This window comes from Streptomyces sp. NPDC051105 (genome assembly GCF_040682795.1).
Classification (GTDB): Bacteria; Actinomycetota; Actinomycetes; order Streptomycetales; family Streptomycetaceae; genus Streptomyces.
Genome location: NZ_JBFBBR010000009.1, coordinates 204,250 through 228,354, shown reverse-complemented (window position 1 = coordinate 228,354; position 24,105 = coordinate 204,250). Strand labels below are relative to the sequence as shown.

At 72.8% G+C, this 24,105-nt stretch carries 24 protein-coding genes; 11 read left to right on the top strand and 13 right to left on the bottom strand.

The genetic code is table 11. The features are described 5' to 3' along the window. Positions 1 to 159 precede the first annotated feature (159 nt). The gene (locus tag AB0N16_RS23560) at positions 160 to 1,086 is read right to left on the bottom strand and encodes a DUF3027 domain-containing protein (protein WP_365799680.1); all 927 of its coding nucleotides are present in this window, start codon (positions 1,084 to 1,086) and stop codon (positions 160 to 162) included. Between the two features lie 474 nt (positions 1,087 to 1,560). Between AB0N16_RS23560 and AB0N16_RS23555 the strand changes: the two genes are divergently transcribed. The 4 genes from AB0N16_RS23555 to AB0N16_RS23540 all read left to right on the top strand — a co-directional run bounded on the left by AB0N16_RS23555 (position 1,561) and on the right by AB0N16_RS23540 (position 5,036). After that, entirely contained in the window at positions 1,561 to 2,904 is a 1,344-nt protein-coding gene (locus AB0N16_RS23555) for an MFS transporter (protein ID WP_365800009.1), read from the top strand. A gap of 80 nt (positions 2,905 to 2,984) precedes the next feature. Beyond that, positions 2,985 to 3,458: a DUF2771 domain-containing protein gene (locus tag AB0N16_RS23550; RefSeq protein WP_365799678.1), complete on the top strand. Its 474-nt coding sequence runs from the start codon at positions 2,985 to 2,987 to the stop codon at positions 3,456 to 3,458. Continuing rightward, a complete protein-coding gene (locus AB0N16_RS23545) occupies positions 3,428 to 4,198 on the top strand; it encodes a futalosine hydrolase (RefSeq protein ID WP_365799677.1) in 771 nt (256 codons plus the stop codon). The genes AB0N16_RS23550 and AB0N16_RS23545 overlap by 31 nt, the downstream gene beginning before the upstream one ends. Beyond that, positions 4,188 to 5,036 carry a 1,4-dihydroxy-6-naphthoate synthase gene (locus AB0N16_RS23540; RefSeq protein WP_365799675.1) on the top strand — a complete coding sequence of 283 codons (849 nt, stop codon included), beginning with the start codon at positions 4,188 to 4,190 and terminating at the stop codon, positions 5,034 to 5,036. The genes AB0N16_RS23545 and AB0N16_RS23540 overlap by 11 nt, the downstream gene beginning before the upstream one ends. A gap of 51 nt (positions 5,037 to 5,087) precedes the next feature. Here the strand turns inward: AB0N16_RS23540 and AB0N16_RS23535 are convergent, their stop codons facing one another. After that, positions 5,088 to 5,471, bottom strand: a complete 384-nt coding sequence (locus tag AB0N16_RS23535; RefSeq protein ID WP_093501504.1) for a cold-shock protein — start codon at positions 5,469 to 5,471, stop codon at positions 5,088 to 5,090. 188 nt (positions 5,472 to 5,659) lie between these two features. Between AB0N16_RS23535 and AB0N16_RS23530 the strand changes: the two genes are divergently transcribed. Beyond that, positions 5,660 to 5,914: a hypothetical protein gene (locus AB0N16_RS23530; protein WP_365799673.1), complete on the top strand. Its 255-nt coding sequence runs from the start codon at positions 5,660 to 5,662 to the stop codon at positions 5,912 to 5,914. On the opposite strand, the gene AB0N16_RS23525 is transcribed toward AB0N16_RS23530, so the two are convergent. Further along, positions 5,887 to 6,525, bottom strand: coding sequence for an HAD family hydrolase (locus AB0N16_RS23525; RefSeq protein WP_365799671.1), 639 nt, complete (start codon positions 6,523 to 6,525; stop codon positions 5,887 to 5,889). The two genes, AB0N16_RS23530 and AB0N16_RS23525, sit on opposite strands and share 28 nt — an antisense overlap. Before the next feature lie 214 nt (positions 6,526 to 6,739). Then, positions 6,740 to 7,675 carry a hypothetical protein gene (locus AB0N16_RS23520; RefSeq protein ID WP_365799669.1) on the bottom strand — a complete coding sequence of 312 codons (936 nt, stop codon included), beginning with the start codon at positions 7,673 to 7,675 and terminating at the stop codon, positions 6,740 to 6,742. A 391-nt stretch (positions 7,676 to 8,066) separates the two neighbouring features. Between AB0N16_RS23520 and AB0N16_RS23515 the strand changes: the two genes are divergently transcribed. Further along, on the top strand, positions 8,067 to 10,613 hold the full coding sequence (locus AB0N16_RS23515) for a helicase-associated domain-containing protein (protein ID WP_365799667.1): 2,547 nt from the start codon (positions 8,067 to 8,069) through the stop codon (positions 10,611 to 10,613). Between the two features lie 103 nt (positions 10,614 to 10,716). Here AB0N16_RS23515 and AB0N16_RS23510 read toward each other — a convergent pair whose 3' ends face one another. Continuing rightward, positions 10,717 to 11,262 carry a hypothetical protein gene (locus AB0N16_RS23510; RefSeq protein WP_365799665.1) on the bottom strand — a complete coding sequence of 182 codons (546 nt, stop codon included), beginning with the start codon at positions 11,260 to 11,262 and terminating at the stop codon, positions 10,717 to 10,719. 234 nt (positions 11,263 to 11,496) lie between these two features. Between AB0N16_RS23510 and AB0N16_RS23505 the strand changes: the two genes are divergently transcribed. Next, a complete protein-coding gene (locus AB0N16_RS23505) occupies positions 11,497 to 13,167 on the top strand; it encodes a DNA repair helicase XPB (protein ID WP_365799663.1) in 1,671 nt (556 codons plus the stop codon). Here AB0N16_RS23505 and AB0N16_RS23500 read toward each other — a convergent pair. Together AB0N16_RS23500 and AB0N16_RS23495 are read right to left on the bottom strand one after the other, a co-directional pair. Beyond that, positions 13,098 to 14,276 carry a glycosyltransferase 87 family protein gene (locus tag AB0N16_RS23500; RefSeq protein ID WP_365800007.1) on the bottom strand — a complete coding sequence of 393 codons (1,179 nt, stop codon included), beginning with the start codon at positions 14,274 to 14,276 and terminating at the stop codon, positions 13,098 to 13,100. The two genes, AB0N16_RS23505 and AB0N16_RS23500, sit on opposite strands and share 70 nt — an antisense overlap. Before the next feature lie 132 nt (positions 14,277 to 14,408). Continuing rightward, positions 14,409 to 14,594 (bottom strand): hypothetical protein, encoded by a 186-nt coding sequence (locus AB0N16_RS23495; RefSeq protein ID WP_365799662.1) that lies wholly within the window; start codon positions 14,592 to 14,594, stop codon positions 14,409 to 14,411. Between the two features lie 490 nt (positions 14,595 to 15,084). On the opposite strand from AB0N16_RS23495, the gene AB0N16_RS23490 reads away from it, so the two are divergent. Further along, positions 15,085 to 17,052: a UvrD-helicase domain-containing protein gene (locus AB0N16_RS23490; protein WP_365800005.1), complete on the top strand. Its 1,968-nt coding sequence runs from the start codon at positions 15,085 to 15,087 to the stop codon at positions 17,050 to 17,052. A 200-nt stretch (positions 17,053 to 17,252) separates the two neighbouring features. On the opposite strand, the gene AB0N16_RS23485 is transcribed toward AB0N16_RS23490, so the two are convergent. From AB0N16_RS23485 to AB0N16_RS23470, 4 genes are all read right to left on the bottom strand, one after another. Continuing rightward, positions 17,253 to 18,320 carry a low specificity L-threonine aldolase gene (locus AB0N16_RS23485; protein ID WP_365799660.1) on the bottom strand — a complete coding sequence of 356 codons (1,068 nt, stop codon included), beginning with the start codon at positions 18,318 to 18,320 and terminating at the stop codon, positions 17,253 to 17,255. Between the two features lie 17 nt (positions 18,321 to 18,337). Further along, a complete protein-coding gene (locus AB0N16_RS23480; protein WP_365799658.1) occupies positions 18,338 to 18,883 on the bottom strand; it encodes an XRE family transcriptional regulator in 546 nt (181 codons plus the stop codon). 146 nt (positions 18,884 to 19,029) lie between these two features. Beyond that, positions 19,030 to 19,722, bottom strand: coding sequence for a copper homeostasis protein CutC (locus tag AB0N16_RS23475; RefSeq protein ID WP_365799656.1), 693 nt, complete (start codon positions 19,720 to 19,722; stop codon positions 19,030 to 19,032). 166 nt (positions 19,723 to 19,888) lie between these two features. Next, complete coding sequence (locus tag AB0N16_RS23470) at positions 19,889 to 20,563, bottom strand: maleylpyruvate isomerase family mycothiol-dependent enzyme (RefSeq protein WP_365799654.1); 675 nt, start codon at positions 20,561 to 20,563, stop codon at positions 19,889 to 19,891. 47 nt (positions 20,564 to 20,610) lie between these two features. On the opposite strand from AB0N16_RS23470, the gene AB0N16_RS23465 reads away from it, so the two are divergent. Together AB0N16_RS23465 and AB0N16_RS23460 are read left to right on the top strand one after the other, a co-directional pair. Further along, on the top strand, positions 20,611 to 21,276 hold the full coding sequence (locus tag AB0N16_RS23465) for a hypothetical protein (protein WP_365799652.1): 666 nt from the start codon (positions 20,611 to 20,613) through the stop codon (positions 21,274 to 21,276). A 10-nt stretch (positions 21,277 to 21,286) separates the two neighbouring features. Then, on the top strand, positions 21,287 to 22,360 hold the full coding sequence (locus AB0N16_RS23460) for a GNAT family N-acetyltransferase (RefSeq protein ID WP_365799650.1): 1,074 nt from the start codon (positions 21,287 to 21,289) through the stop codon (positions 22,358 to 22,360). Between the two features lie 31 nt (positions 22,361 to 22,391). On the opposite strand, the gene AB0N16_RS23455 is transcribed toward AB0N16_RS23460, so the two are convergent. Further along, on the bottom strand, positions 22,392 to 22,661 hold the full coding sequence (locus tag AB0N16_RS23455; protein ID WP_365799648.1) for a DUF4031 domain-containing protein: 270 nt from the start codon (positions 22,659 to 22,661) through the stop codon (positions 22,392 to 22,394). A gap of 10 nt (positions 22,662 to 22,671) precedes the next feature. Next, positions 22,672 to 23,055 (bottom strand): hypothetical protein, encoded by a 384-nt coding sequence (locus AB0N16_RS23450; protein WP_365799646.1) that lies wholly within the window; start codon positions 23,053 to 23,055, stop codon positions 22,672 to 22,674. A gap of 55 nt (positions 23,056 to 23,110) precedes the next feature. Between AB0N16_RS23450 and AB0N16_RS23445 the strand changes: the two genes are divergently transcribed. Next, positions 23,111 to 24,055 (top strand): MurR/RpiR family transcriptional regulator, encoded by a 945-nt coding sequence (locus AB0N16_RS23445; RefSeq protein WP_365799644.1) that lies wholly within the window; start codon positions 23,111 to 23,113, stop codon positions 24,053 to 24,055. Positions 24,056 to 24,105 lie beyond the last annotated feature (50 nt).

The window sequence follows — 24,105 nt, the reverse complement described above, 5'->3', positions numbered from 1 at the left end:
CCCCCGTCCACGGGGTTCTCGACCCCCGCGCCGGCACCGGCGCCGTCCCCGCCGGAATCCACTCGGCCCCGGCCGGACCGCCCCATGCGACCCGGAAGGACTTCGTCCACGGCTGGGACGTCACCACGATCGGACGATCCCGGCGGCCGGGCCGCCTCGCTACGAGTGACCCAGTTCCGCCGACGTCTCGTCCTCCGTCGCCGGTACCGAGCCGGAGTCGGGGGCGGGACGGAGCGGGAAGGGGTCGACGCGGGTCTCGTCGATCACCGGGGGTGCCACCACCGGCGGCTTCGGCATGACCGCGGCCTCCGAGTGGCCGCCGCAGCCGTAGGCGAAGGAGACGACCCGGCCGTCGGCCGGGGAGAACTCGTTGGCGCAGACCCCGAAGGCCTGGCCCAGGGAGCCGCCGATGGGGGTGAGGAAGCCGCAGCTGACGCACGTCGCGGGGGCCGCCTGGGCCATCGGGGTCTTGGCGCCGAACGACTCCTCCCAGCGGTCGGCGGCGATGTGCAGTCCGTAGCGGGACAGGACGCGGGCGCGGCGCATGCCCAGTTCCTCGGCGACCGACGCGATCGTGCCCCGGGAGGGGACGGTGGGCAGGTGCGCGGGCGTGCCCGCGGTGACCTCGGCGTCCTCCGCCTCGGCCAGCTCCTCCATCTCCGCCGAGACCGGGGAGTTCGGCTCCGGTCCGTCCTCGCCGGTGTAGCCGGGCTCCAGACGGAGGTCCTCGGCCTCGGTGGGGAGCAGGTCGCCGGGGCCCATGTCGCCGGGGCGCAGCCGCTCGCTCCAGGGCACCCACTCGGGGGCGAGGAGGGCGTCGGAGCCGGGCAGGAGGACGACCTCGTCCAGCGTGACGACCTTGGCGCGGGAGGCGCGGGCCACCGTCACCGCCCAGCGCCAGCCGCGGTACCCGAGTTCCTTGCACTCGAAGTAGTGCGTGACGACGCGGTCGCCCTCCGCCACCGTTCCGGCGTGCTCGCCCACCACTCCGGGTGCGGCGGCCTCCTCGGCGGCGGTCCGGGCGAGGTCGACCGCCTCGGCGCACAGACGGTCGGGGGTGCGGCTTCGCGTTGTCGCTGCGCTCACAGGTATCGCTTCTCTCCTACGCCGTCTCACGAGTGCGGCTGCCTCCGGCGGTGGGGCGGACGGAGCGGACCTGTGGGCCGCATCGACGTCCGCGTCCGATCGCTCTCGGGCGCACCTCTGCCATCCATTGTGCTTTATGGCTGAGATAGGCACGCTACCCCGTCGCCGGTAGTGGGGGACAGTCCGCCGCGATGCCTGCGCGGCGGCGGGGGCCGGAGGCGGCGGGGCGTGCCGGGTCAGGTCCGTCGGCCGGTGCGGGTGAGCGGGGGCTGAGCGCGCCCACGCGGCGGAGCCGCAAATCGGTACAGCCCCGCACCCCTGAAGGGGCGCTCCTCAGCCCGGTCCAGGCGCGGGCCCTCCGACTCGCTTGGTCACAAAGTGCACTAGGAACTGTCGTCTCAGGGCACTATGAACGACGTGGCAACCGCGAAGTCCGCCCAACACACCGTCGGGGTCGGTAGCGGTGCGGGCCGGGTGCGCGGTGCCGTCCGCTCCGTCGGGCGTGCCCTGCACTTCCCGGTGACCGGTACCGCCCGAGGTATCCGCAAGGCCACGCACGCGCACGGCGCCGGTGAGTCCGGCCTGGGCAAGCTGATCGAACTGCACGCGGTCAACGGCGCGGGCGATGTCATGATCACCGTCGCGCTGGCCTCCACCGTGTTCTTCTCCGTGCCGACCGACGAGGCCCGGGGGCGGGTGGCGCTCTATCTGGCCATCACCATGGCGCCCTTCACCGTCCTCGCCCCGGTCATCGGTCCCCTCCTCGACCGCCTTCCGCACGGCCGCCGCGCCGCGATGGCCGGCGCGATGCTCGCCCGGGCGCTGCTCGCGCTGATCATCTCGGGGGCGGTGGCCAGCGGCAGCCTGGAGCTGTATCCGGCCGCGCTCGGGGTGCTGGTCGCGTCGAAGGCGTACGGCGTGGTGCGCAGTGCCGTCGTGCCCCGGCTGCTGCCGCCCCGGTTCTCCCTCGTGAAGGCCAACTCACGCGTCACCCTCGCCGGGCTGCTCGCCACCGGCGTGGCCGCCCCGATCGGGGCCGGGCTGCACGCCATCGGCGACCCCTGGCCGCTCTACGGCGCCTTCGTGATCTTCGTTGCCGGGACGTTCCTCTCCTTCACCCTCCCCGCGAAGGTCGACTCGGCCAAGGGCGAGGACGTGGCGCTGCTCGCCGCCGACGAGGAGCATCTGCACGGCCCGCTCCGCAAAGGGGCGAAGCGGCCGGGACTGCGGACGGTGGGGCCCGCCGTCACGCACGCGCTCGGCGCGAACGCGGCCCTGCGCTGTCTCTCCGGCTTCCTGATCTTCTTCCTGGCGTTCCTGCTCCGCGAGCACCCGCTGACCGGCGAGAGCGCGGCGGTGTCGCTGGGGATAGTGGGTGTCGCGGCGGGCGCGGGCAACGCGCTCGGTACGGCGGTGGGGGCCTGGCTGCGCTCCCGGACGCCGGAGATCATCATCGTGACGGTGGTCGCCGTGGTGCTGGGGACGGCGATCGTCGCGGCCCTGTTCTTCGGCGCCTTCCTGGTGGCCATGCTGGCCTCGGTGGCCGGGTTCGCGCAGGCGCTGGCCAAGCTGTGCCTGGACGCGCTGATCCAGCGGGACGTGCCGGAGCAGGTACGCACCTCGGCGTTCGCGCGCTCGGAGACGCTGCTGCAGATGGCCTGGGTGTTCGGCGGCGCGGTGGGCATCGTGATGCCGCTGAACGGCACCCTGGGCCTGGTGGTGGCCGCCGTGATCGTGGCGGCAGGCTGGCTGGCCACCCTGCGCGGCCTGCTCGGCTCGGCCCGGCACGGCACCCGTACCCGGACGAGGGTGGCCTGAGAAACGCACCTGGCGTAACGAACCGGGCACGCCGCACCCCGCTTGGGGGGCGGGCCGGGAGGTCCCGATAGCCTTCGGCCATGACCACGCTGCAATCCCGCTCGCGACGCCGCCGCGTCGTCGCCGCCGCCGGCGCCGTTTCCGCCGGACTGCTCGTCCTGTCGGCCTGCGACAAGCCGACCCCCGTCGCCACGATCACCGTCGGTACCAGCTCGGTCAACTCCGAGGCCACCTGTTACAACGACGGCAAGGCCCTCAGCACGGCCTCCCTCGCCGACTGCCTGAAGGACACCGGGATCAAGTCCATCAAGGTGGACCCGGACGACAAAGTCCGCTTCGGTGTCGACCCGAAGATCGCGGACAACGGCTGGACGATCCTGTTGAACGGTCAGGCGCTCACCGAGTCCAGCACCAAGACCTACCGCACCATCCCGGGCAGCGTGTTCTTCAACGCCCAGTACGGCGCCTCCGGCAACTCGACCCTCGTCTCCATCAAGGAGGGCGACAAGTCGGTGCTGGGCCTGTGGTCCTTCAAGCTCAAGAAGGACGCCTGACCACGTCCGCCGTACGCATCCTCGTGGCCACCGCGGTCCCGGCCGAACGGGACGCGGTGGCAGGTGCGTTCACGGACGGGACGGCCGAGGTACGGCTGCCCGGCTCGGCCCTGCTGCACCGCACCCGCGCGGGACGCGCGGAGTACGACCTGCTGGCCGCCGGAGTCGGCCCCGCCCTGGCCGCCGCGGGCACCGCGACCGCCCTCACCGCCGCCGCCCTCGACGGCCGGCCCTACGCCCTGGTCGTCTGCGCCGGGATCGCCGGCGGTTTCCGGCCGGCGGCCCCCGTGGGCTCCCTGGTGGTCGCCGACGAGATCATCGCGGCGGACCTGGGCGCCGAGACGGCCGACGGGTTCGTGCCGGTGACCGAACTGGGATTCGGGACCGTCAGCCACCGTCCACCGGATCCACTCGTACGAGTCACCGCCAAGGCGACCGGAGCACGCCCGGGAGCGGTACTCACCGTGTCCACCGTGACCGGCTCGGCCGCCCGCGCGGCCGAACTGCGCGCCCGGCACCCGCACGCCCTGGCCGAGGCCATGGAAGGCTCCGGCGTGGCCGAGGCGGCCGCCGCGCACGGCGTGCCCGTGCTGGAGATACGCGCGGTCTCCAACCCCGTCGGCCCCCGCGACCGCGCCGCCTGGCGCATCGCGGACGCCCTGGCCGCCCTGACCGAGGCCTTCGGGAAGCTCGCGCCCGCTTTGGAGAGTTGGAACCCTCATGACCCCCATGACCAGTGAGTCCCTGCAGATCGCGTACTCGCCCTGCCCGAACGACACCTTCGTCTTCGACGCCCTCGCCCATGGCCGCGTCCCGGGCGCACCCGCCCTCGACGTGACCTTCGCGGACATCGACATCACCAACGGCATGGCCGAGCGCGGCGAGTCCGACGCGCTGAAGGTGTCGTACGCCGTGCTGCCGTACGTCCTCGACGAGTACGCGCTGCTGCCCTGCGGCGGCGCGCTGGGGCGGGGCTGCGGACCGCTGGTGCTGACGAGGGAGGGCGGGACGGACCTTTCGGGCCGGACGGTCGCCGTACCGAGCGAGCGGTCGACGGCGTACCTGCTGTTCCGCCTCTGGGCGGCGGACACGCTCCCCGGTGGTGTGGGCGAGATCGTGGTCATGCCCTTCCACGAGATCATGCCGGCCGTACGGGACGGGAAGGTCGACGCGGGTCTGGTGATCCACGAGGCGCGTTTCACCTACCAGAACTACGGGCTGCACAAGCTCGCCGACATGGGCGAGCACTGGGAGAACACGACCGGCCTGCCCATCCCGCTCGGCGCGATCATCGCCAAGCGCTCGCTGGGCGCGGAGGCGCTCACGCGGCTCGCCGAGTCGATCCGTACGTCCGTCCACGCGGCCTGGGACGACCCCGAGGCCTCCCGGCCGTACGTCATGGCGCACGCCCAGGAGATGGACCCGGCCGTCGCCGACCAGCACATCGGGCTCTACGTCAACGAGTTCACCTCGGAACTCGGCGAGGACGGCTACGCGGCGGTACGCGGACTGCTCACCCGCGCGGCGGCCGAGGGACTCGTGCCGCCCCTCGGTCCGCACGCACTCGATTTCCCGTAAAAGCACTTACGGGACTTGCCCGCTTACGCGACTTGGCTGCCTCTTACACGCTTACACGTCAAGCTGGTCCGCGACCGCGCGCAGCAGCCCGGCGATCTTCGCGCCGGCCGCCTTGTCGGGGTAACGGCCGCGCTCCAGCATCGGCGTGATGTTTTCGAGCAGGGTCGTCAGGTCCTGCACGATCGAGGCCAGTTCGTCCGGCTTCTTGCGCTGGGCGGCGGCGACCGACGGGGTGGGGTCGAGCAGGACCACCGAGAGTGCCTGGTCACCGCGTTGACCGGCGACGACACCGAACTCCACGCGCTGTCCGGGCTTGAGTGCGTCGACCCCGTCGGGGAGAACCGAGGAATGGACGAAGACGTCACCGCCGTCGTCGCGGGAGAGAAAGCCGAAGCCCTTCTCGCTGTTGAACCACTTGACCTTGCCGGTAGGCACGTCTGTCCTCGTCCTCGTATCTCGTCGGAAACTGCTCGGGAAACTTCTGAATGCAACAGCTCTGGAACGGGCCTTGATAGCACTCGGGCGGGTCGACCATGACCCGCCGGTACCAAGGCTAATGGTCTTCGGGCGCGTGACAAGACGTCGCCCGGTTGTTCCTTCGGGCAGGGAACTACCCTGGTCGAGTGCGTGACAAAACCCAAGCGAATTCCGCCGGGCCCGGTGACCGACTGATCCGCGCCGGTGCCGTGCTCTTCTTCATCGGTACGGTGGCCACTCTCGTCACCGTGATACCGCTGTTCCTCGGTGCGAAGCCTTTTCCGACCTACATGTACGTGCTGAGCATGCTCATGGGCGTCGGCTTCCTGGTCGCCGGCGCCGGAGTGCTCCAGTCGATCGCGGCCGGGCGCCGTCAGGCCCGGGAGGCGGCCTCGCGGTAGGCCGACAGCCAGGCCGGGAGTTCGGTGAGGTCCCCGAGAACCACGTCGGCGCCCGCCGCGAGCAGTTCGTCCGCGTCGCACGGCCCGGTGGCCACGGCGACGGACAGCGCTCCGGCGGTACGTGCCCCGCGCACGTCGCCCACGTGGTCGCCGACGTACACACCCGCGGCGTGCTCGCGCAGCGCGACGGCCTTCTGCTCGGCCCACAGGTCGCCGACCACCGCGTCGGGGACTATGCCGAGATGGCTGAGATGCAGCTTCGCGTTGGGCTCGTACTTCGCGGTGACCACGACGGCCTTGCCCCCCGCACCCCGCACCGCCGCGACCGCCTCCCGCGCGCCCGGCATGGCGGGCGTCGCGGCGATCGCGATCTCCGGATACATGGCCCGGTACAGATCGCTCATCTCCGCGACCCGCTCGGCCGGGAACCAGTGCACCAACTCGTCGGCGAGCGGCGGCCCCAGCCGCGTGATCGCGAGATCGGCGTCGATATAGGTCCCCGTGCGCTCGGCCAGGGCCGTGTAGCAGGCGTGGATCCCGGGCCGGGAGTCGATGAGGGTCATGTCGAGGTCGAAGCCGACGGTGAGGGCGCGTGAAGTCATATGGGCCATTGTGCCGGTGGCGCCGAAGGCGCCGGGTTCCGGTTGTCAGTCGGCCGCGGGCCGGTGGGGGTCGTTCGCGCCCACGCGGCGGAGCCGCATATCGGGCACAGCCCCGCGCCCCCAAGAAGGTGGGTCCGCTGGTCCCCCATCAAGGGGCGCGGGGAACTGCGCGACAAGCCCCCACGCACCCGCGGCCGGACGACAACCGGAACCCGGCGCCCCCCTACCGCGCTCTCTGCGACCGCCACACCAGATAGAGCGCCGATGCCACCGCCGCCCCCCGGACCACCCATGGCCAGGTCTCGCCCACCGCGTCGCTCATGTGGCCCTGGGCTATCGGGGCGCCCCAGCGGCCGGCGGTGCGGCCCCACAGCCAGACCACTCCGGCCGCGACGGACAGTCCCGGTACCCACATCACGGCCAGCTTGGTCTCCGTGGGGGTGAGCCGCCGGGAGCCGTAGGCGATGAGCCAGCCGAGGAGCAGCGCGAACCAGTTTCCGAGCACGGCGCCCACGACCAGCGCGGCGGCGGCGAGCAGCAGCAGGGGGTTGCTCCAGCCGACCGCGGGCCGGGGGACCACGCGCAGGCGACGGCGGGCGGGCGGCACGGCTTCGACCGCCTCGGCCTTCGGGGCCGGCCCGGCCGCCTCCACCGGCTCCCCGGCGGCCTCCTCCGGCTCCGCTTCCTTGCGCGGCCGCGGCTTCCTGAGCAGTTCCGGGATCTCCACACCGCCCACGAACCCCGGCACGCTGTCGCCGTCCCCGAACGGGCTGCTGTCCACCCGCCACCAGTCGGGCGGCATCGGACCGTCTTCCGGCTCGGCGGGCCGCGGACGCGGTACGACGCGGCGCAGGTCCTCGCCCCCGGCGGACGCCCCGGCCTCCCGCTGGGCGGGAACCGCGGCCGACGGCGGTGGCGGCGCGGTCTCCGTCGTACCCCCCGCCGCCTCGACGACCTCGTCGGGCGAGCCCAGCCGGTCCAGGATGCGCCGCACGGCGGCGGGACTGTCGACGGTCGCCTTCGCCCGGCGCCGGTCGATCTCGTTGCGCAGCCCCGAGACCAGCCGCATACGGTCGGCCGACGACAACTGGCGCTGGTGCGCGATGTCCCCGACACGGCTCAGATACTCGTAGACGACCTGATCACTCTCGATACCCACGAAGTCCCCTCCGGGGCCGCTGCGTTGAATAACCCGTCGGAACGACGGTAGCGCAGGTCACGGTTCAGGTCGGGCGGCACACCAGCGGGTAACGCGTCTCCCAGCAGGGGCGGTTGCCGTACCCGTGCCGGCGGGTGGTTCGCCGGAGTCGGTCTTCGTGCCGCCGGACACCACCGCGAGGCGGCTCGGGCCCAGGTCGACCCCCACGGCCCGGTCGCCCGCCGGCACCCGGAACGGGCCGGTGGCCGGGCCGGTGCCGACGACGCATGGCACGAAGTGCCGTGCGGGACGTCTGCGAAACGTTCGCTTCGCCCAGTGGTCGCCCAATCCACAGAAGAGGCCGGGGACAGGTGATCCCGGTCCCCGCCCCGCACCCGCTACCGTGGGTCGGATGAGCAACCCGGCCACCCCGCCGCGTTCCCTCGCGGAGGCGCTTCGCGCCAGGGACGACGCCTCCCTGGCCGTACTGCTGCGCGCCCGCCCCGACCTCATCACCCCCGTCCCCAGCGATCTCACCCAGCTGGCCACCCGGGCCGGCACCCGTGCCTCGGTGCTGCGCGCCCTGGAACGCCTGGACCGCTTCGCCCTGCAGACCGCCGAGGCCCTCGCGGTGGCCGGCGACCCGGCGTCGTACGGGGAACTGCTGGGCCTGATGGCCGGCGACGGCGGGGACCCGTCGGTCGCCGCCGCCCTGCCGCGCGCCGTCACCACCCTCCGCGACCAGGCCCTGGTGTGGGGCGACGACGACCGGCTGCGGCTGGTGCGGACCGCCCGCGAGGTGCTCGCCCCATCCCCGCAGTACCCCTCGCCGACCGGGCTGGGCCCGACCGTGCGGGAGGCCACCTCGGGCATGTCGCCGGGCCGGATCCAGGAGATCGTCACCACCGCCGGGCTGCCCTCGACCCATGACTCGGTGTCCGCGGCGGACGCGCTCGGCCGGCTGTTCGGTCACCGCAAGAAGATGGCGAAGCTGCTCGCCGCCGCGCCCGCCGAGTCCCGCGAGGTCCTGGCCCGGCTGGTCTGGGGACCGCCGTACGGCCAGGTCACCCCGGAACCGGCCGCCCATCTGCGCTGGCTCCTCGACCGCGGCCTGCTGCTGCCGACCGCGCCGGGCACGGTCGTCCTCCCCCGCGAGGTCGCCCTGCACCTGCGCGAGGGCCGGGCGCACCGCGAGCCGGAGCCCGTGCCGCCCGCGGTCGAGCCGACGGCGACGCACCGTCCACAGGTGGTGGACGCGACGGCGGCCGGGCAGGCGTACACCGCGCTCGCCACCGTCGAGGAGCTGCTGAAGGACTGGGACGAGGGCGGGCCCACCGTGCTGCGGGCCGGCGGCCTCAGCGTCCGGGACCTCAAGCGGACAGCCGTGGCCCTGGACCTGCCCGAGCCCATCGCGGCCTTCTGGGTCGAGCTGGCGTACGCGGCCGGACTGCTCGCCTCCGACGGCGAGGCCGACGAACGCTACGCGGCCACCCCCGCCTACGACGAGTGGCTGGACCGCCCGCCGGCCGAACGCTGGGCCCAGCTCGCCCAGGCCTGGCTCACCGCGACCCGCGCCTCCGGCCTGGTCGGCGGCCGGGACGCCAAGGACCGCGCGCTGTCGGCGCTCGGCCCCGGCCTCGACCGCTCGGCCGCGCCCGAGGTACGGCACCGGGTGCTGTCCCTGCTGGCCGGGCTCCCGGAGGGCACCGCCCCGGTCACCGCCTCGGTGCTGGCCCGGCTGCGCTGGGAACGCCCGCTGCGCGGCCCCCAGCAGAGGGACGACGACCTGCGCGCCCGTCTGGCCCGCTGGACCCTGTCGGAGGCCGAGCTGCTGGGCGTGACGGGACGCGGGGCACTGTCGGCGCACGGCAGGGCGCTCCTCGGGGCGCCACCGGTGGAGCCCTTGGTGGAGCCCACGGTGGAAAAGGAGCTGGAGACCGCCGGGCCCGGCGACAAGCTCCCCGTGCACCACCACCGTCCCGCCGCCGTCCTCGAACCCCTCTCCCCACCCGAGCAGGCCGTCGCCGCCGCGGCCGCCGGCCGTCTCCTCGCCCCGCTGCTGCCCGAGCCCCTCGACCACGTCCTGCTCCAGGCCGACCTGACGGCGGTCGCTCCCGGCCCGCTGCAGCGCCCGCTCGCCGACGCGCTGGGCGTGCTCGCCGACGTCGAGTCCAAGGGCGGCGCCACCGTCTACCGCTTCACGCCCGCCTCGGTCCGCCGCGCCCTGGACGCCGGCCGTACCGCCACCGACCTGCACGCCTTCCTCACCACCCACTCCCGCACACCGGTCCCGCAGCCGCTCGCCTACCTGATCGACGACGTGGCCCGCAAGCACGGCCATCTGCGGGTGGGGGCGGCCTCGGCGTACGTCCGCTGCGACGACGACACCGTCCTGAACGAGATCATGGCCGACAAGCGGGCCGCCGCCCTGCGCCTGCGCCGCCTGGCCCCGACCGTGCTCGCCACCCAGGCCGACCCGGCCGGCCTCCTGGAGGGCCTGCGCGCGATGGGCTACGCGCCCGCCGCCGAGTCCGCCGAGGGCGATGTCCTGATCACCCGTGCGCACGCCCACCGCACCCCGCCGCGCACGGCCCCCGAGCCGGTCCCGGACGGTCCGCCGCCGCCGGACGGCACCCTCCTGGCCGCCGCGATCCGGGCGGTCCGCGCCGGCGACCTGGCCGCCACCACCCCGCGCAAGCCCGCCGGCACCGCCGTCCAGGGCGGCGAACTCCCGCGCACCACCCCCGCCGAGACCCTCGCCACCATGCAGGCGGCCGTCCTCACCGGCGGCACCCTGTGGATCGGCTACGTCAACGCCGAGGGCACCGCCAGCCAGCGCGTCATCGCCCCGATCCGCGTCGAGGGCGGCTTCGTCACGGCGTACGACCACACGGCCGACGAGGTACGCACCTACCCCCTGCACCGCGTGACGGGGGTGGCGGAACTCGCGGAGGAGTAGCGGCGCGAGGCCGCGTCACCAGACGGCTCCGCAGCGGGGCGCGACAGGCCACGACGGCGCCGCGGCCGAACGACGGCCCGTCACGGCGCTCACCGCGAAGCGCTCAGCAGTAGCGCACCGGCGCGTCCGCCGGCAGGGCGAAGTGGGTGCGGGCCACGGTCTCCAGCCCGGTGGACTCCATCTCCTCGTCGAGGCGGGACTCGGCGTAGCGGCTGAAGTGGCTCGCCGTCCACGCGCCGTAGCCCTCGCCGTCCGGCGGCTCCTCCTCGGACAGGACGCGGTAGCCGCCGTGTGCCGAGTCCCGCTCCAGCCGGACCACCTGCGGTATCTGCGCGCCGCCGCACTCCACCAGGGCTCCGCCGCGCTCGCCGTACTCCAGGCACAGGGTGTTGATCCCGGCCCGCACCCTGCCCCCGCTCTCCACCATGTCCAGGGCCTCCGCCCGGCAGAACCACCGCGAACGGAGAGCGGGCTCGCTCTCCCCGGCCCCGGTGCCGGCGGCCTGTGCCACGAGCCGGGCCTCTATCACGGGGCGCACCTCGGCCCACAGACCGGCGTCCACACCGGCGGACTCCTGCGCCCACACCGCCGTCCCCACCAGCACCGCCACCGCCCCGGCGCCTACCCCCCAGATACGTACGGACGTCACCCCGCCCCTCCTCCCCGAGCCACACGCCGTGCGCGGCTCCCCCGGGACATGACACCCGAAACGGGCTCAAGGTTGCACGGGACGATCAGACACCCCCAAGCCGGGCAGGGACGGAGTGCGTCGCGTCGATCGGCGAAGGTGATCGCTCGCCCATGAGGCACACTGGAACTTTGGCCCATGACGATGGCCGCCATGGCGATGGCCACATGGGCCGAAAGGGAAAGGGTGCCGCGCGTGAATGGTCCGTTGATCGTCCAGTCCGACAAAACGCTGCTCCTGGAAGTCGACCACGAGCGGGCCGACGACTGCCGTCGGGCCATCGCGCCCTTCGCCGAGCTGGAGCGGGCACCGGAGCACATCCACACCTACCGGGTGACCCCGCTGGGGCTGTGGAACGCGCGGGCGGCCGGGCACGACGCCGAGCAGGTCGTCGACGCGCTGGTGGAGTACAGCCGCTACCCGGTGCCGCACGCGCTGCTGGTCGACATCGCCGAGACGATGGACCGCTACGGCCGGCTGACGCTCTCCAAGCACCCGGCGCACGGGCTGGTGCTCACCAGCACCGACCGGCCCGTCCTGGAGGAGATCCTGCGTTCCAAGCGGATCATCCCGCTGGTCGGCGCCCGGATCGACCCCGACACCGTGGCCGTGCACCCCTCCGAGCGCGGGCAGATCAAGCAGACGCTGCTCAAGCTCGGCTGGCCCGCCGAGGACCTCGCCGGATACGTGGACGGCGAGGCGCACCCGATCGAGCTCGCCGAGGACGGCTGGGCGCTGCGGCCGTACCAGAAGCAGGCCGTGGAGAACTTCTGGCACGGCGGGAGCGGCGTCGTCGTGCTGCCCTGCGGGGCGGGCAAAACGCTGGTCGGTGCCGGGTCCATGGCACAGGCCAAGTCGACCACCCTGATCCTCGTCACCAACACCGTCTCGGCACGGCAGTGGAAGCACGAGCTGGTGAAGCGGACGAGTCTCACCGAGGAGGAGATCGGGGAGTACAGCGGGACCCGGAAGGAGATCCGGCCCGTCACGATCGCCACGTACCAGGTGCTGACGACCAAGCGGAAGGGCGTCTACCCGCACCTCGAACTCTTCGACTCCCGGGACTGGGGTCTGATCGTGTACGACGAGGTCCATCTGCTGCCGGCTCCTGTCTTCAAGTTCACCGCCGATCTGCAGGCGCGCCGGCGGCTGGGGCTGACGGCCACCCTCGTACGCGAGGACGGCCGGGAATCGGACGTGTTCTCTCTCATCGGGCCCAAGCGCTTCGACGCCCCGTGGAAGGAGATCGAGGCGCAGGGCTATATCGCGCCCGCCGACTGTGTCGAGGTGCGGGTGAACCTCACGGACTCGGAGCGGCTCGCCTACGCCACCGCCGAGACCGAGGAGAAGTACCGCTTCTGTGCGACCACCGCGACCAAGCGGAAGGTCACGGAGGCGATCGTGCGCCGCTTCGCGGGCCAGCAGATCCTCGTCATCGGCCAGTACATCGACCAGCTCGACGAGTTGGGCGAGCACCTGGACGCCCCCGTCATCAAGGGCGAGACCTCCAACGCCCAGCGCGAGAAGCTCTTCGAAGCCTTCCGCCAGGGCGAGATCAGCGTGCTGGTGGTGTCGAAGGTCGCCAACTTCTCCATCGACCTGCCGGAGGCGACGGTCGCCATCCAGGTGTCGGGCACCTTCGGCTCCCGCCAGGAGGAGGCACAGCGCCTCGGCCGGGTGCTCCGCCCCAAGGCCGACGGCCACCAGGCCCACTTCTACTCCGTCGTCGCCCGCGACACGATCGACCAGGACTTCGCCGCGCACCGGCAGCGGTTCCTGGCGGAGCAGGGCTATGCCTACCGCATCGTGGACGCGGACGAGCTCCTCGCCGAGGGCACGGAGAGTGCCGAGGGCGCGGAGGGCTGAGTTTCTGGCAGGGCATGGCTGCGCGGTCGTAGGGCTACGGCCGCGCCCGCCAGCAACGCCAGCCCCAGCAGGGGGTACGGCGCGGCGAACGGCTGCTGCCACCAAGGGAGGTGCAGGTCCCGGTCGCCCTGGTGCGGCAGCAGCCACATCGTGCGGGCGGTGAAGAGGGCGGCGGTGGTGAGGGCGAGAGCCGTGCGGGTTTCCGCCAGGAGCACCGCCAGCAGCGGGACGCACCACACCCAGTGATGGGACCAGCTGATCGGGCTGACCAGCAGGGCCGTGAACGCGGTGAGCAGGATGCCCCAGCGGTCGCCGTCGGCACGGTGCGTGCGGTCGGTACGGTGCGTGCGGTCGGCGCGGTCGGCGCGGTCGGCGCGGTGGGCGCGGTGGGCCCGGGTCGCAAGCCACAGGCCCGTCGCCGCGAGCACGGCCGCCGGGAGCGACCAGGCCAGGCCCGGTGCCTCCGCGCCCGTCGCCCTTGCGATCAGGCCCTGGAGCGACTGGTTGTCGACGATCCAGGCCTTGCCGACCCGGCCGGTCTCGAACAGGCGCCGCGTCCAGAAGTCCATGGTCGCCGTGGGAAGGAACAGGGCGCCGAGCAGTGCCGTACCGGCGAAGGACGCCGTCGCGACGCCTGCCTCCTTTCTGCGTGCGGTGAGCAACAGGTAGGCGATGAAGATCGCCGGGGTGAGTTTGACGCCCGCCGCGATGCCCAGGGCCAGGCCCTTGGCGCGGGCACCGGGCGGGCGGGTGAGGTCCCAGAGGACCAGGCAGGTGATCGCCAGGTTGATCTGGCCGAAGAGCAGGGTCTGGAAGACCGGCTCCAGCCAGAGGGTCAGGGCGGTGGCCGTGCACAGCACGGGGAGGGGTGCCGTGCGGCCGGCCAGGCGGGCGGAGAGGGCGACGAGACAGGCGAGCAGGAGCGCGTTGCCCGCGAGGAACGCCGCCTTGAGAGCCGGGACGGGGATCCAGGTCGTCGGGACGAACAGGACCGCCGCGAAGGGCGGGTACGTCGCCGGCAGCCGCCACTCGGTGACCGTGAAGCCGTACAGGTCACTGCCGTGGGCCACGGCCTCGCCCTCGGCCCGGTAGACCAGCAGATCGGCCATCGGGGCGTGCAGCAGGAGGCAGAGGGCGGCGAAGGAGGAGAGGGAGACTGCCAGGAGAGGGAGTGAGCGGGAGAGGGAGAGCAGGGGGGATGACGTCACCGTCCGGTTCGGCACGGAGGTGACACTATGCCGTCACTTACGGAGTATGCCTGCTTCCTCGCCGTATTCGCCGAGTATGACGACGCGGAACGCCGCGCCGACGAAGACCTTGACGGCACGCAGGGCGTCGCCCAGACGGTGGTGGGGGTGCGGGACTCCGTCCAGGGCGGTGGCGCCCGGCGGACCGGAGGGGGCTGGATGGATGGTTGCTGCGCTCATGCCTCAATGGTGGTACTTCGGGCACAAGTACGGCATCGGTCCACGGGTCCAATTTCCGGCTTCCGCCAGTCCACCCGCCGATGGACCCCACCCCCCACCTCCGCCCCACCCCACGAGGGACACACCCCCTAGGGGATGGGCCCACCCCGCTCGGCGCCCCGCAGGAAATCCATTGGCCTCCCCCGTCCTCACCTCACTACAATCTCCGCTCTTGCCCGCCTCCTTCCCCGGAGTGCTGCCGCCCGGACGGAAACCGGTCGGCTGATCGCCACCTGTGCGCCACTCACACCTGTGCGCCACCCACTCGCAGGCCTTCGGAGGCACCCCCTTGTCCACGCCCGCCCACGACCCCCTCACCGACTCGCCCGCCGACCCCGAAGCCGGTCCACGCACCGAACCCGCCATCGACCTGCTCTCCACCGAACCCGCCATCGACCTGCTCTCCCGCGAGCGCGCCCACCTCGCCGGCTCCCGGGCCGCTCTGCGGGCCATGCGGGAGGACGTCGAGTCGCTGGACATCAGTAACGTCACCGCGAACTGGGTGAACGCCGAGGTGCTCGCCCGCCAGATCGACGAGCGCATCAAGGCGCTGGCCGACCTCAGCGACACGCCTCTCTTCTTCGGCCGCCTCGACTACCTGCACGCCCCCGGCGCCGACCAGGCCGAGGGCGCGTACGGCGAACGCTTCTACATCGGGCGCCGGCATGTGCACGACCACGACGGCGATCCGATGGTCATCGACTGGCGGGCACCGGTCTCGCAGCCGTTCTACCGCGCGTCCAAGAAGGACCCGATGGACATCGCGCTGCGCCGCCGCTTCGGGTACACGCGCGGCGACATCACGGCGTACGAGGACGAGCACCTGTCCGACCCGGCCGAGGCGGCCCGGACCAGCAAGCTGCTCCAGCAGGAGATCGAGCGCCCGCGTGTCGGCCCGATGCGCGACATCGTCGCGACCATCCAGCCCGAGCAGGACGAGATCGTCCGCAGCGGGCTCGGCGGCACGGTGTGCGTACAGGGCGGGCCGGGGACCGGGAAGACCGCCGTCGGCCTGCACCGGGTCGCGTATCTCCTGTACGCCCACCGCGAGCGCCTCGCTCGCACCGGCACCCTGGTCATCGGTCCGAACCGCTCCTTTCTGCACTACATCGAGCAGGTGCTCCCGGCGCTGGGCGAGCTGACGGTGCAGCAGGCCACGGTGGACGACCTGGTGGCGAACGGCATCGAGGTGCGCGGCACGGACACCGCGGCCGCCGCCGTCATCAAGGGCGACGCCCGGATGGCGGAGGTGCTGCGCAGGGCCGTGTACGCGCACGTCAGGATGCCCGGCGAACCGGTCGTGGTGGTCCGCGGCTCCCGGCGCTGGCGGGTCCCGGCGTACGAGCTGGAGGCCATCGTCGGGGAGTTGCTGGACCGCGGCATCCGGTACGGCGCCGCGCGCGAGGCCCTGCCGCAGCGCATCGCACACGCCGTGCTGGTCCAGATGGAACGCTCGGGCGAGGCTCCCGACGACCGCGTGCAGGACTCGGTGGCCCGCAACGCGGCGGTGAAGGCGGCCGTCAAGCAGATGTGGCCGCCGGTCGACCCGGCGAGACTCGTGCTGCGCCTGCTCACGGACGCGGACTTCCTCGCCGTGCACGCGGAGGGGATCCTCACCGACGACGAGCAGAAGACGATCGTCTGGGCGAAGCCGGTGCGCAGCGTCAAGTCGGCCAAGTGGTCGGCCGCGGACGCCGTGCTGATCGACGAGACGACGGATCTCGTCCAGCGGACGCACTCCCTCGGCCATGTGGTCCTGGACGAGGCGCAGGACCTGTCCCCCATGCAGTACCGCGCGGTCGGCCGCCGCTGCACCACCGGCTCGGCGACCGTCCTCGGCGACCTGGCGCAGGGCACCACGCCCTGGGCGACCCGGAGTTGGGACGAGGCCCTGTCCCACCTCGGCAAGTCGGACGGCGTGATCGAGGAACTGACGGCGGGTTTCCGCGTCCCGACGGACGTCATCACCTACGCCTCCCGGCTCCTCCCGCACATCGCCCCCGGCCTCGCCCCGGTGGCGTCGGTCCGTGAGAACCCGGGCTTCTTCGCGGTGCGGTCGATCACCGGCACCGCCGAAGTAGTGGCAGCCTGCGAGGAGTTGCTGCGCAACGAGGGGTCGACGGGTCTGATCGCGGCGGACGCGCGCGTACCCGCGCTCGCGGAAGCCCTGACGGCGGCGGGCATCGGATACCTCGCCCCCGGCGAGGAGACGACGGCCGAGACCCGTCTCACCCTGGTCCCGGCGTCACTGGCGAAGGGCCTGGAGTACGACTACGTGGTCCTGGACGAGCCGCAGGCGGTCGTCGACGGCGAACCGGACGAACGCACCGGCCTGCGCCGCCTCTACGTCGCCCTCACCCGGGCCGTCTCCGGCCTGATCGTGACGCACACGGCACCGCTGCCGCCCCAGCTGACCTGACGCAGAGGGTCCCGGCCCGCCGGCACCGACCTTCGGGGACATCGGTACCGCTGTGCAGAGCGGGATGGAGCAGGGGACGGGAGACGGTCGCGACACGAGGTGGGCGACCCGGTGGCGCGGCGCCGTCCGGCAGGCGTGACGCTAGGTCGTGCAGGGCCGGTTCGGCGTGCTCGGCCTGGTCCTCAACGCCCTCGTGGGGTTCAGGCGCTGTGGCGGTGGACCGCGTCGAGGAGCTGGTCGATGTCGTCGGCCTGGTGGGAGAAGGCGGTGACGAAGCGGACGATGCCCGGTTCCCAGCGGTCGTGGTAGAAGGCGTAGCCCTCGGCGAGGAGGCCGTCGGTGACGTGCTGGGGCAGGCGGCAGAAAAGGATGTTGGCCTGCGGGGCGGCCAGCAGGCCGACGCCGGGGATGGCCTTGAGGCCGGTGCCGAGACGGGTGGCCATGGCGTTGGCCCGGCGGGCGTTGTCCAGCCACAGGTCGTCGGTGAGGTAGGCGTCGAGCTGGGCCGTCTGGAAGCGCATCTTGGAGGTGAGCTGACCGCCGCGCTTGGCCCGGAAGGCCAGCTCCGTGGCGAGGGCGGGATCGAAGGAGACGATGGCGTCGGCGGTCATCGCGCCGTTCTTGGTGGCGCCGAAGGACAGGACGTCGACCCCCGCCTTCCAGGTCATCTCGGCGGGGCTGGCGTCGAGGTGGACCAGGGCGTTGGCGAAGCGGGCGCCGTCCATGTGGACGCGCAGGCCCGCGTCCTTGGCGATCGAGGACAGTCGGCGGATCTCCTCGACGGTGTGGACGCTGCCGCTCTCGGTGGCCTGGCTGATGCTCACCGCGGACGGCTGCACGCTGTGGACGTCGCCGGCGCGGCGGCGCACCGCCGTCCGGAGTGCCTCGGGGTCGATCTTGCTGTCGAGACCGGGGAGTCGGACGAGCTTGGCGCCGCCGGTGAAGAACTCGGGTGCCCCGCACTCGTCGTGATGGATGTGGCTGTCCTGATGGGCGAGGACGCTGCCCCACGGCGGGGTGAGGGCGGCCAGGGCGAGGCCGTTGGCGGCGGATCCGGTGGAGACGGGGAAGACGTCGACGTCCCGTTCGAAGATCTCGGCGAGCCTGCCGCGGGCGCGCTCGGTGAAGGGGTCGTTGCCGTAGGGCAGCACCTGACCTGCGGCGGCGTCGGCGACGGCGCCGGCTATGCGTGGCGAGGCGCCGGCCATGTTGTCGCTGACGAAGGACAGGCCGGAGGGGGTGGTGGCGGTGGTGGTGACGGTGCTCATGAGGGGTGTTCCCGTTCTCAGGCGCTGATGGGGGAGGCGAAGACGACGGTGATGTCCACCGCCTCGGCGCCGGTGCGGTAGAAGTGCGGGGCGTCGCCGGCGAAGGCGAGCATGTCGCCGGGGCCGAGGTCGTGGGGGGCGTCGACCGGTCCGGCGGTGACGTGTCCGGTGGCGACGATCAGGTGCTCGATCGTGCCGGTGGCGTGCGGGACACCGGCCAGCTCGGTCTCGGGCCGGATGCGCAGCCGCCAGATCTCCAGGCTGTTGCCGCTGCTGATGCGGCGCAGCAACTCGCGGGTGACCTCGCCGGGTTCGGCTTCCGTCCCCGCCCGGTAGACCGGGCCGGTGTCGGCGTCGCGTGCGAGCAGGTCCGCGATCGGGATGCGCAGTGCGATCGCGATGGCGTCCAGGGTGTCGATGGTCGGGTTGCCCCGGCCGGCCTCCAGCTGGGACAGGGTGGCCTTGCTCAGTCCGGCGCGCCGGGCCATCTCCGCCGCGCTCATGCCGCGCTGCTGACGGCGCAGCCGGATCTTCGCGCCGACCGCGGCCGCCGTACTGCTCACCGGCTGTCGCCCGGTCCCGGGCTGCGGGCCCATCAACGGCCCCGGAAGTCGTTTGAGTGAACCATTCGTTCAATATAACAGGCCATAGCGATATGAAAAACCCCGCGTTCATTTAAATGAACGCGGTGAACCTCCCCCGAGGGCGCCTACCCTTCGTCCAGGACCCGCCGCCACTCCCGTACGGCCGGCACCGAGACCGGTCCTTCCCAGCCGCCCGGCCGGGCCGCGCCGCCGATGTGAAAGGCGTCGATCCCCGCCGCCCGCAGCCCCGGCACATGGTCGAGCCGCAGCCCTCCCCCCACCAGAAGCGTCTGCCCGTACCCCGGCTCGCCGCGGCGCCGCGCCTCGGCCAGCAGGGTGGGCAGCCCCTCGTCCACGCCCGTCGCCGCGCCCGCGGTGAGGTAGGTGTCCAGGCCCGGCAGGTCGGCCAGCTGCTTGCGCAGCGCGTCACGGTCGGCGGCACGGTCGATGGCCCGGTGGAAGGTCCAGCGGCAGCCCGCCAGCTCGGCCACCACGCGCTCCACGGCCGCCAGGTCCACATCCCCGTGCGCGCCGAGGAACCCGAGCACGAACTGGTCGGCCCCCGCCGCCCGCAACTCCGCGGCCACCCCGGCCAGACGGTCGACGTCCCCCGCCGCGAACCCGTCCGCCAGCCTCAGCATCACGCGCAGGTCGATGTCGACGGCGGCCCGGATCGCGGTGAAGGTCCGGGGCGGCGGGGTCAGCCCGTCGGCCGCCATGTCGGTGACCAGTTCGAGGCGGTCCGCGCCTCCGGCCTGGGCGGCGACCGCGTCCTCGGCGTCGAGGGCGATCACCTCCAGGACTGCACGCGTGCTCATAGGGCCCCTTCCGTGGTGTTCCCCGTGTACCCCTGGCGCGGCCGGCCGATCCGCAGACCTGCTGACCGGCCGACCGCAGGAGGTCTAGTCCAATCCAAGGGTACGCGGGGGCCGTATACGGCCGCGAGACCGCCCCCGGCCACTCACCCGTACAGATTCGGCTCCTTCACCCGTACAGATTCAGCTCCTCCACCGCCGCCCCCGTCAGCTCGTACGACGCCCCGTCGACCGCCCGCCCCGTGTACAGCCGCACGAGCGTCGCCGAGTCGCCGATGAAACGGGCCGGTGTCCGCGTACCGCTCCGCGCTCCCAGTTGCAGCGGCGCGTCCACGTCGTCCACGTCGGCGTGCAACCGCGGACGCCCCCGCTCCCGGGTGACCCGGGCCAGCAGCGAGAGCGCGTCCGACCGGCCCGCGCCGGTGTAGGCCCCGGACTCGCCGAGCGAGTCACGGACGTCACCGGCGTGCACCCACTCCCCGAAGGCGATCGCGTCCCAGGCCCCGTTGGCCCGCCCCGCGATCACCTCCCCGGCCTCGGTCATCCCGCGTTCCAGCTCGTCCAGGACCCGGGCGTGCGTCCACTCGGCGCGGTCGGCGATGTCCCGGTCGTTCGACTCGGGCGAGAACACCCCCTTCTCGAAACGGCCCTCCACCACCCGGATCAGCGCGGCCGAACAGTGTGCGAGCACGTCGCGCACCGTCCACCCCGGACACGCGGCGGCCGGCAGCGCGAAGTCCGCGTCCGGCCGGGAGCGCAGGAGCGGAATCAGCGCGTCACGCTCGACGGCGAGCAGACGTCCGGGCAGCGAGGGATCACGTACGTCGTCAGCAGCAGCAGTCATGCCTTCCACGCTAGGGGCATGTCAGTGGCGCGCGGGAGAATGGGCGCATGGCCGATCTCCAGGAACTGCGCGTCCGCTGGCGGCGCGCCGTGCAGAGGGCGCGGGACGAAGACACCTGTCACCCCGGCACCGACCCGTACGCCGACGAGCTGTTGCGCCGCTGGCAGGAGCCCCAGCGCCGGTACCACACGCTGACCCACCTCACGGCGGTCCTCGACCACGTCGACGTACTGGAGGAGTACGCGCACGACCCCGATCTGGTGCGGCTCGCCGCCTGGTTCCACGACGCGGTGTATCTGCCGGAGCGGTCGGAGAACGAGGAGCGCTCGGCCCGCCTCGCCGAACGCGCCCTCCCCGAGGCCGGGGTCTCCGAGGCCGGGACCGCCGAGGTCGCCCGCCTGGTCCGGCTCACCGTCACCCACGACCCGGCCCCCGGCGACCGCAACGGCGAGGTCCTGTGCGACGCCGACCTGGCGATCCTCGCCGCCCCGCCCGCCGCGTACGCCGCCTACACCGCCGAGGTACGCGAGGAGTACCACTTCGTCCCGAACGACGCCTTCCGCGAGGGCCGTTCCGCGATCCTCCGCCAACTCCTCGACCTGCCAAGGCTCTTCAGAACCCCGCACGGCCGGGCGAAATGGGAACCGACCGCCCGCTACAACCTCGCCGCCGAGCTGGAAATGCTGTCGACCGCGGAGGATCCGGCGTCCTAGGGTGCGGCTCATGCGTGAAATGGGCGGGGATCAGGTAGTAGAGGCCGTCGCGGGCTGTGTCGCGGCGCTGCGGCCGGCGGTGACGCGGGACTGGACGGAGGTGAAGGCGGGGGGCCTGGACTGGAACTGCCACGAGACGGCGGTCCATGTCGCCGACGATCTCGTCGCGTACGCCGCCAACCTGGCCGGGCGGGCCCAGGACGCGTACGTGCCCTTCGAGCTCAAGCTCGACGACGGCACCGACAACTCCGGCCTGCTGCACGTCATCGAGACGACCGGCGCCCTGCTCGCCGCCACCGTCCGGACCACCCCGCGCGAGGTCCGCGCCTTTCACCCGTACCCCTTCCGCAGCGCGGACCGGGTCGGCTTCGCCGCGATGGGCATCGCCGAAGTGGTGCTGCACGCACACGACATGGCGACGGGCCTCGGAATCCCCTACCGGCCGGCCGACGAACTGGCCGAGTCCGTCCTGACCCTGCTCTTCCCGCACGTCCAGCCCGGTCCGACGCCCTGGGAGACCCTGCTGTGGGCCACCGGCCGCGGCGAGCTGCCCGGCCGCGCCCCGGTCACCGAGTGGCGCTGGCGCAACAACCTCGTCATCCCCGCCGACCGACTCGACCTCGTCGGCATCCGCCCCGCCGAGGCCCGTGACCTGAGACTCGGCGGCGACGGTGGCTTCGAGTGGACCGAGGGCGGCCCCTACGAGGGCACCCGGGAGGCCGCCGGCTTCCTGCTGAAGGCGTACGAAGGAGGCGTGCACCGGCCGGAGTTCGGCGTCTTCGCCCTGGTTCGCCGGGAGGACGGCCGCGCGGTCGGCGGCATGGGCTTCCACTCCGCGCCGGACGAGGAGGGCCGGGTGGAGATCGGCTACGACCTGACCGAGCCCGCCCGCGGCCACGGCTACGCGACGGAGGCGCTGCGCGCCCTGGCCGACTGGGCCCTGTCCCGCACCGACGTACGCTCCCTGTTCGCCACCGTCGAACCCGCCAACATCCCCTCCCAGGCGGTCATCGCCCGCGCCGGCTTCACCAAGGTGAGCGAGGACGGGGAGGGGCTGGCCTTCGAACTGCGGGCGGCGCGGTAGGGGCCGTCGTCGAGTCGACGCGCGAAGGCCGTTACCGGGGCACGTCGCTCTTGCGTCTGCGCAGCCCCGCCCCGTGCAGCAGCCGCACCACCTCGCGGCTGCTGACCTCCACCGCGCCCGCCCGTACCGCGTCCGGGTAGCGGTGGGACGGGATGTCGTAGTGGTCGCGTTCGAAGCCGCGCCGGGGGATGCCCAGTCCCTCGGCGAAGACGTGCAGTTCGGCGTAGGAGACATCGCTGACCAGGTGGGACCACATGCGGCCGTGGCCCGGCCAGTTGGGCGGGTCGATGTACACCGTCATGAGAGCACCGTCACGAGGACGCCATCCCGCCCGTCGCCCGGCCCAGGGAGCCGACGGAGGCGACCTTCACGCCCGCCTTGTGGCACACCCAGTGCGGGTCGGGGCCGAGCTCCGGTTCGACGTCCAGGGCGTGCGGGTCGCCGGTGCCGCACACCGGGCACAGCGGCCAGCGGCCGTACCGCTCGAGCAGCGCGTCCTGCACGTCCTGGGCGACCAGCCCCGCCACGTACTCCGCCCCGTCCGGCCACTGCTCGACCCACCAGCGACGCTGTACGACGGAGTCCTCCACCAGCGACACGACGTCGGCCTCGGCCACCTCGCCCGCGATCAGGTCGGCGAGCACCAGGGCGCGGGCTGCGTGCAGCGACTGTTCCAAGGGGCTTACGGGGTCCATGGACCCATTGTGCGCGGTCTTGACCGGGTGCCCGAAACGAAAATATCTTTCAAGGGTGACCGAGAACGTGAAGGAAATTTTCGGCAACAGTCAGGGCGGGCCCCCCGCCCCCGGGAGCGCACCGCCGGCTCCGGCCGCCCTCACGGCCAAGGTGCGTACCCTCGCCCCCTCCATGACCCGCTCCATGCAGCGCGTCGCCGAAACCGTCGCGGGCGACCCCGCCGGCTGCGCGGCCCTCACGGTCACCGGGCTCGCGGAGCGCACCGGCACGAGCGAGGCGACCGTCGTGCGCACCGCCCGGCTGCTCGGTTACCCCGGCTACCGCGATCTGCGGCTCGCCCTCGCCGGGCTCGCCGCACACCAGCAGTCGGGGCGGGCGCCCGCGATCACCACCGACATAGCCGTCGACGACCCGATCGCCGACGTCGTCGCGAAACTCGCCTATGACGAGCAGCAGACCCTCGCCGACACGGCCGCCGGCCTGGACACCGTGCAGTTGGGGGCCGCGGTGAGCGCGCTCGCCGGGGCCCGGCGGGCCGACGTCTACGGCATCGGGGCGTCCGGGCTGGTCGCCCAGGACCTCACGCAGAAGCTGCTCCGGATAGGGCTGATAGCGCACGCGCACAGCGATCCGCATCTGGCGGTCACCAACGCGGTGCAGTTGCGGGCCGGGGATGTGGCCATCGCCATCACGCACTCCGGGTCCACCGGGGATGTCATAGAGCCCCTGCGGGTCGCGTTCGAGCGGGGGGCCACGACCGTTGCCATCACCGGACGGCCGAATTCCTCGGTGACGCAGTACGCCGACCATGTGCTGACGACCTCGACCGCGCGGGAGAGTGAGCTGCGGCCGGCCGCGATGTCCTCGCGGACCAGTCAGTTGCTGGTGGTGGACTGTCTGTTCGTGGGCGTGGCCCAGCGGACGTACGAGGCGGCGGCTCCGGCGCTGGCGGCGTCTTACGAGGCGTTGGCCCATCGGCACCGTAACGTGCCTCGATAGACCGTAGGGCTTGATCGTCGCGGGGACGTGCCGGTTCGCAGTGGCTTGTC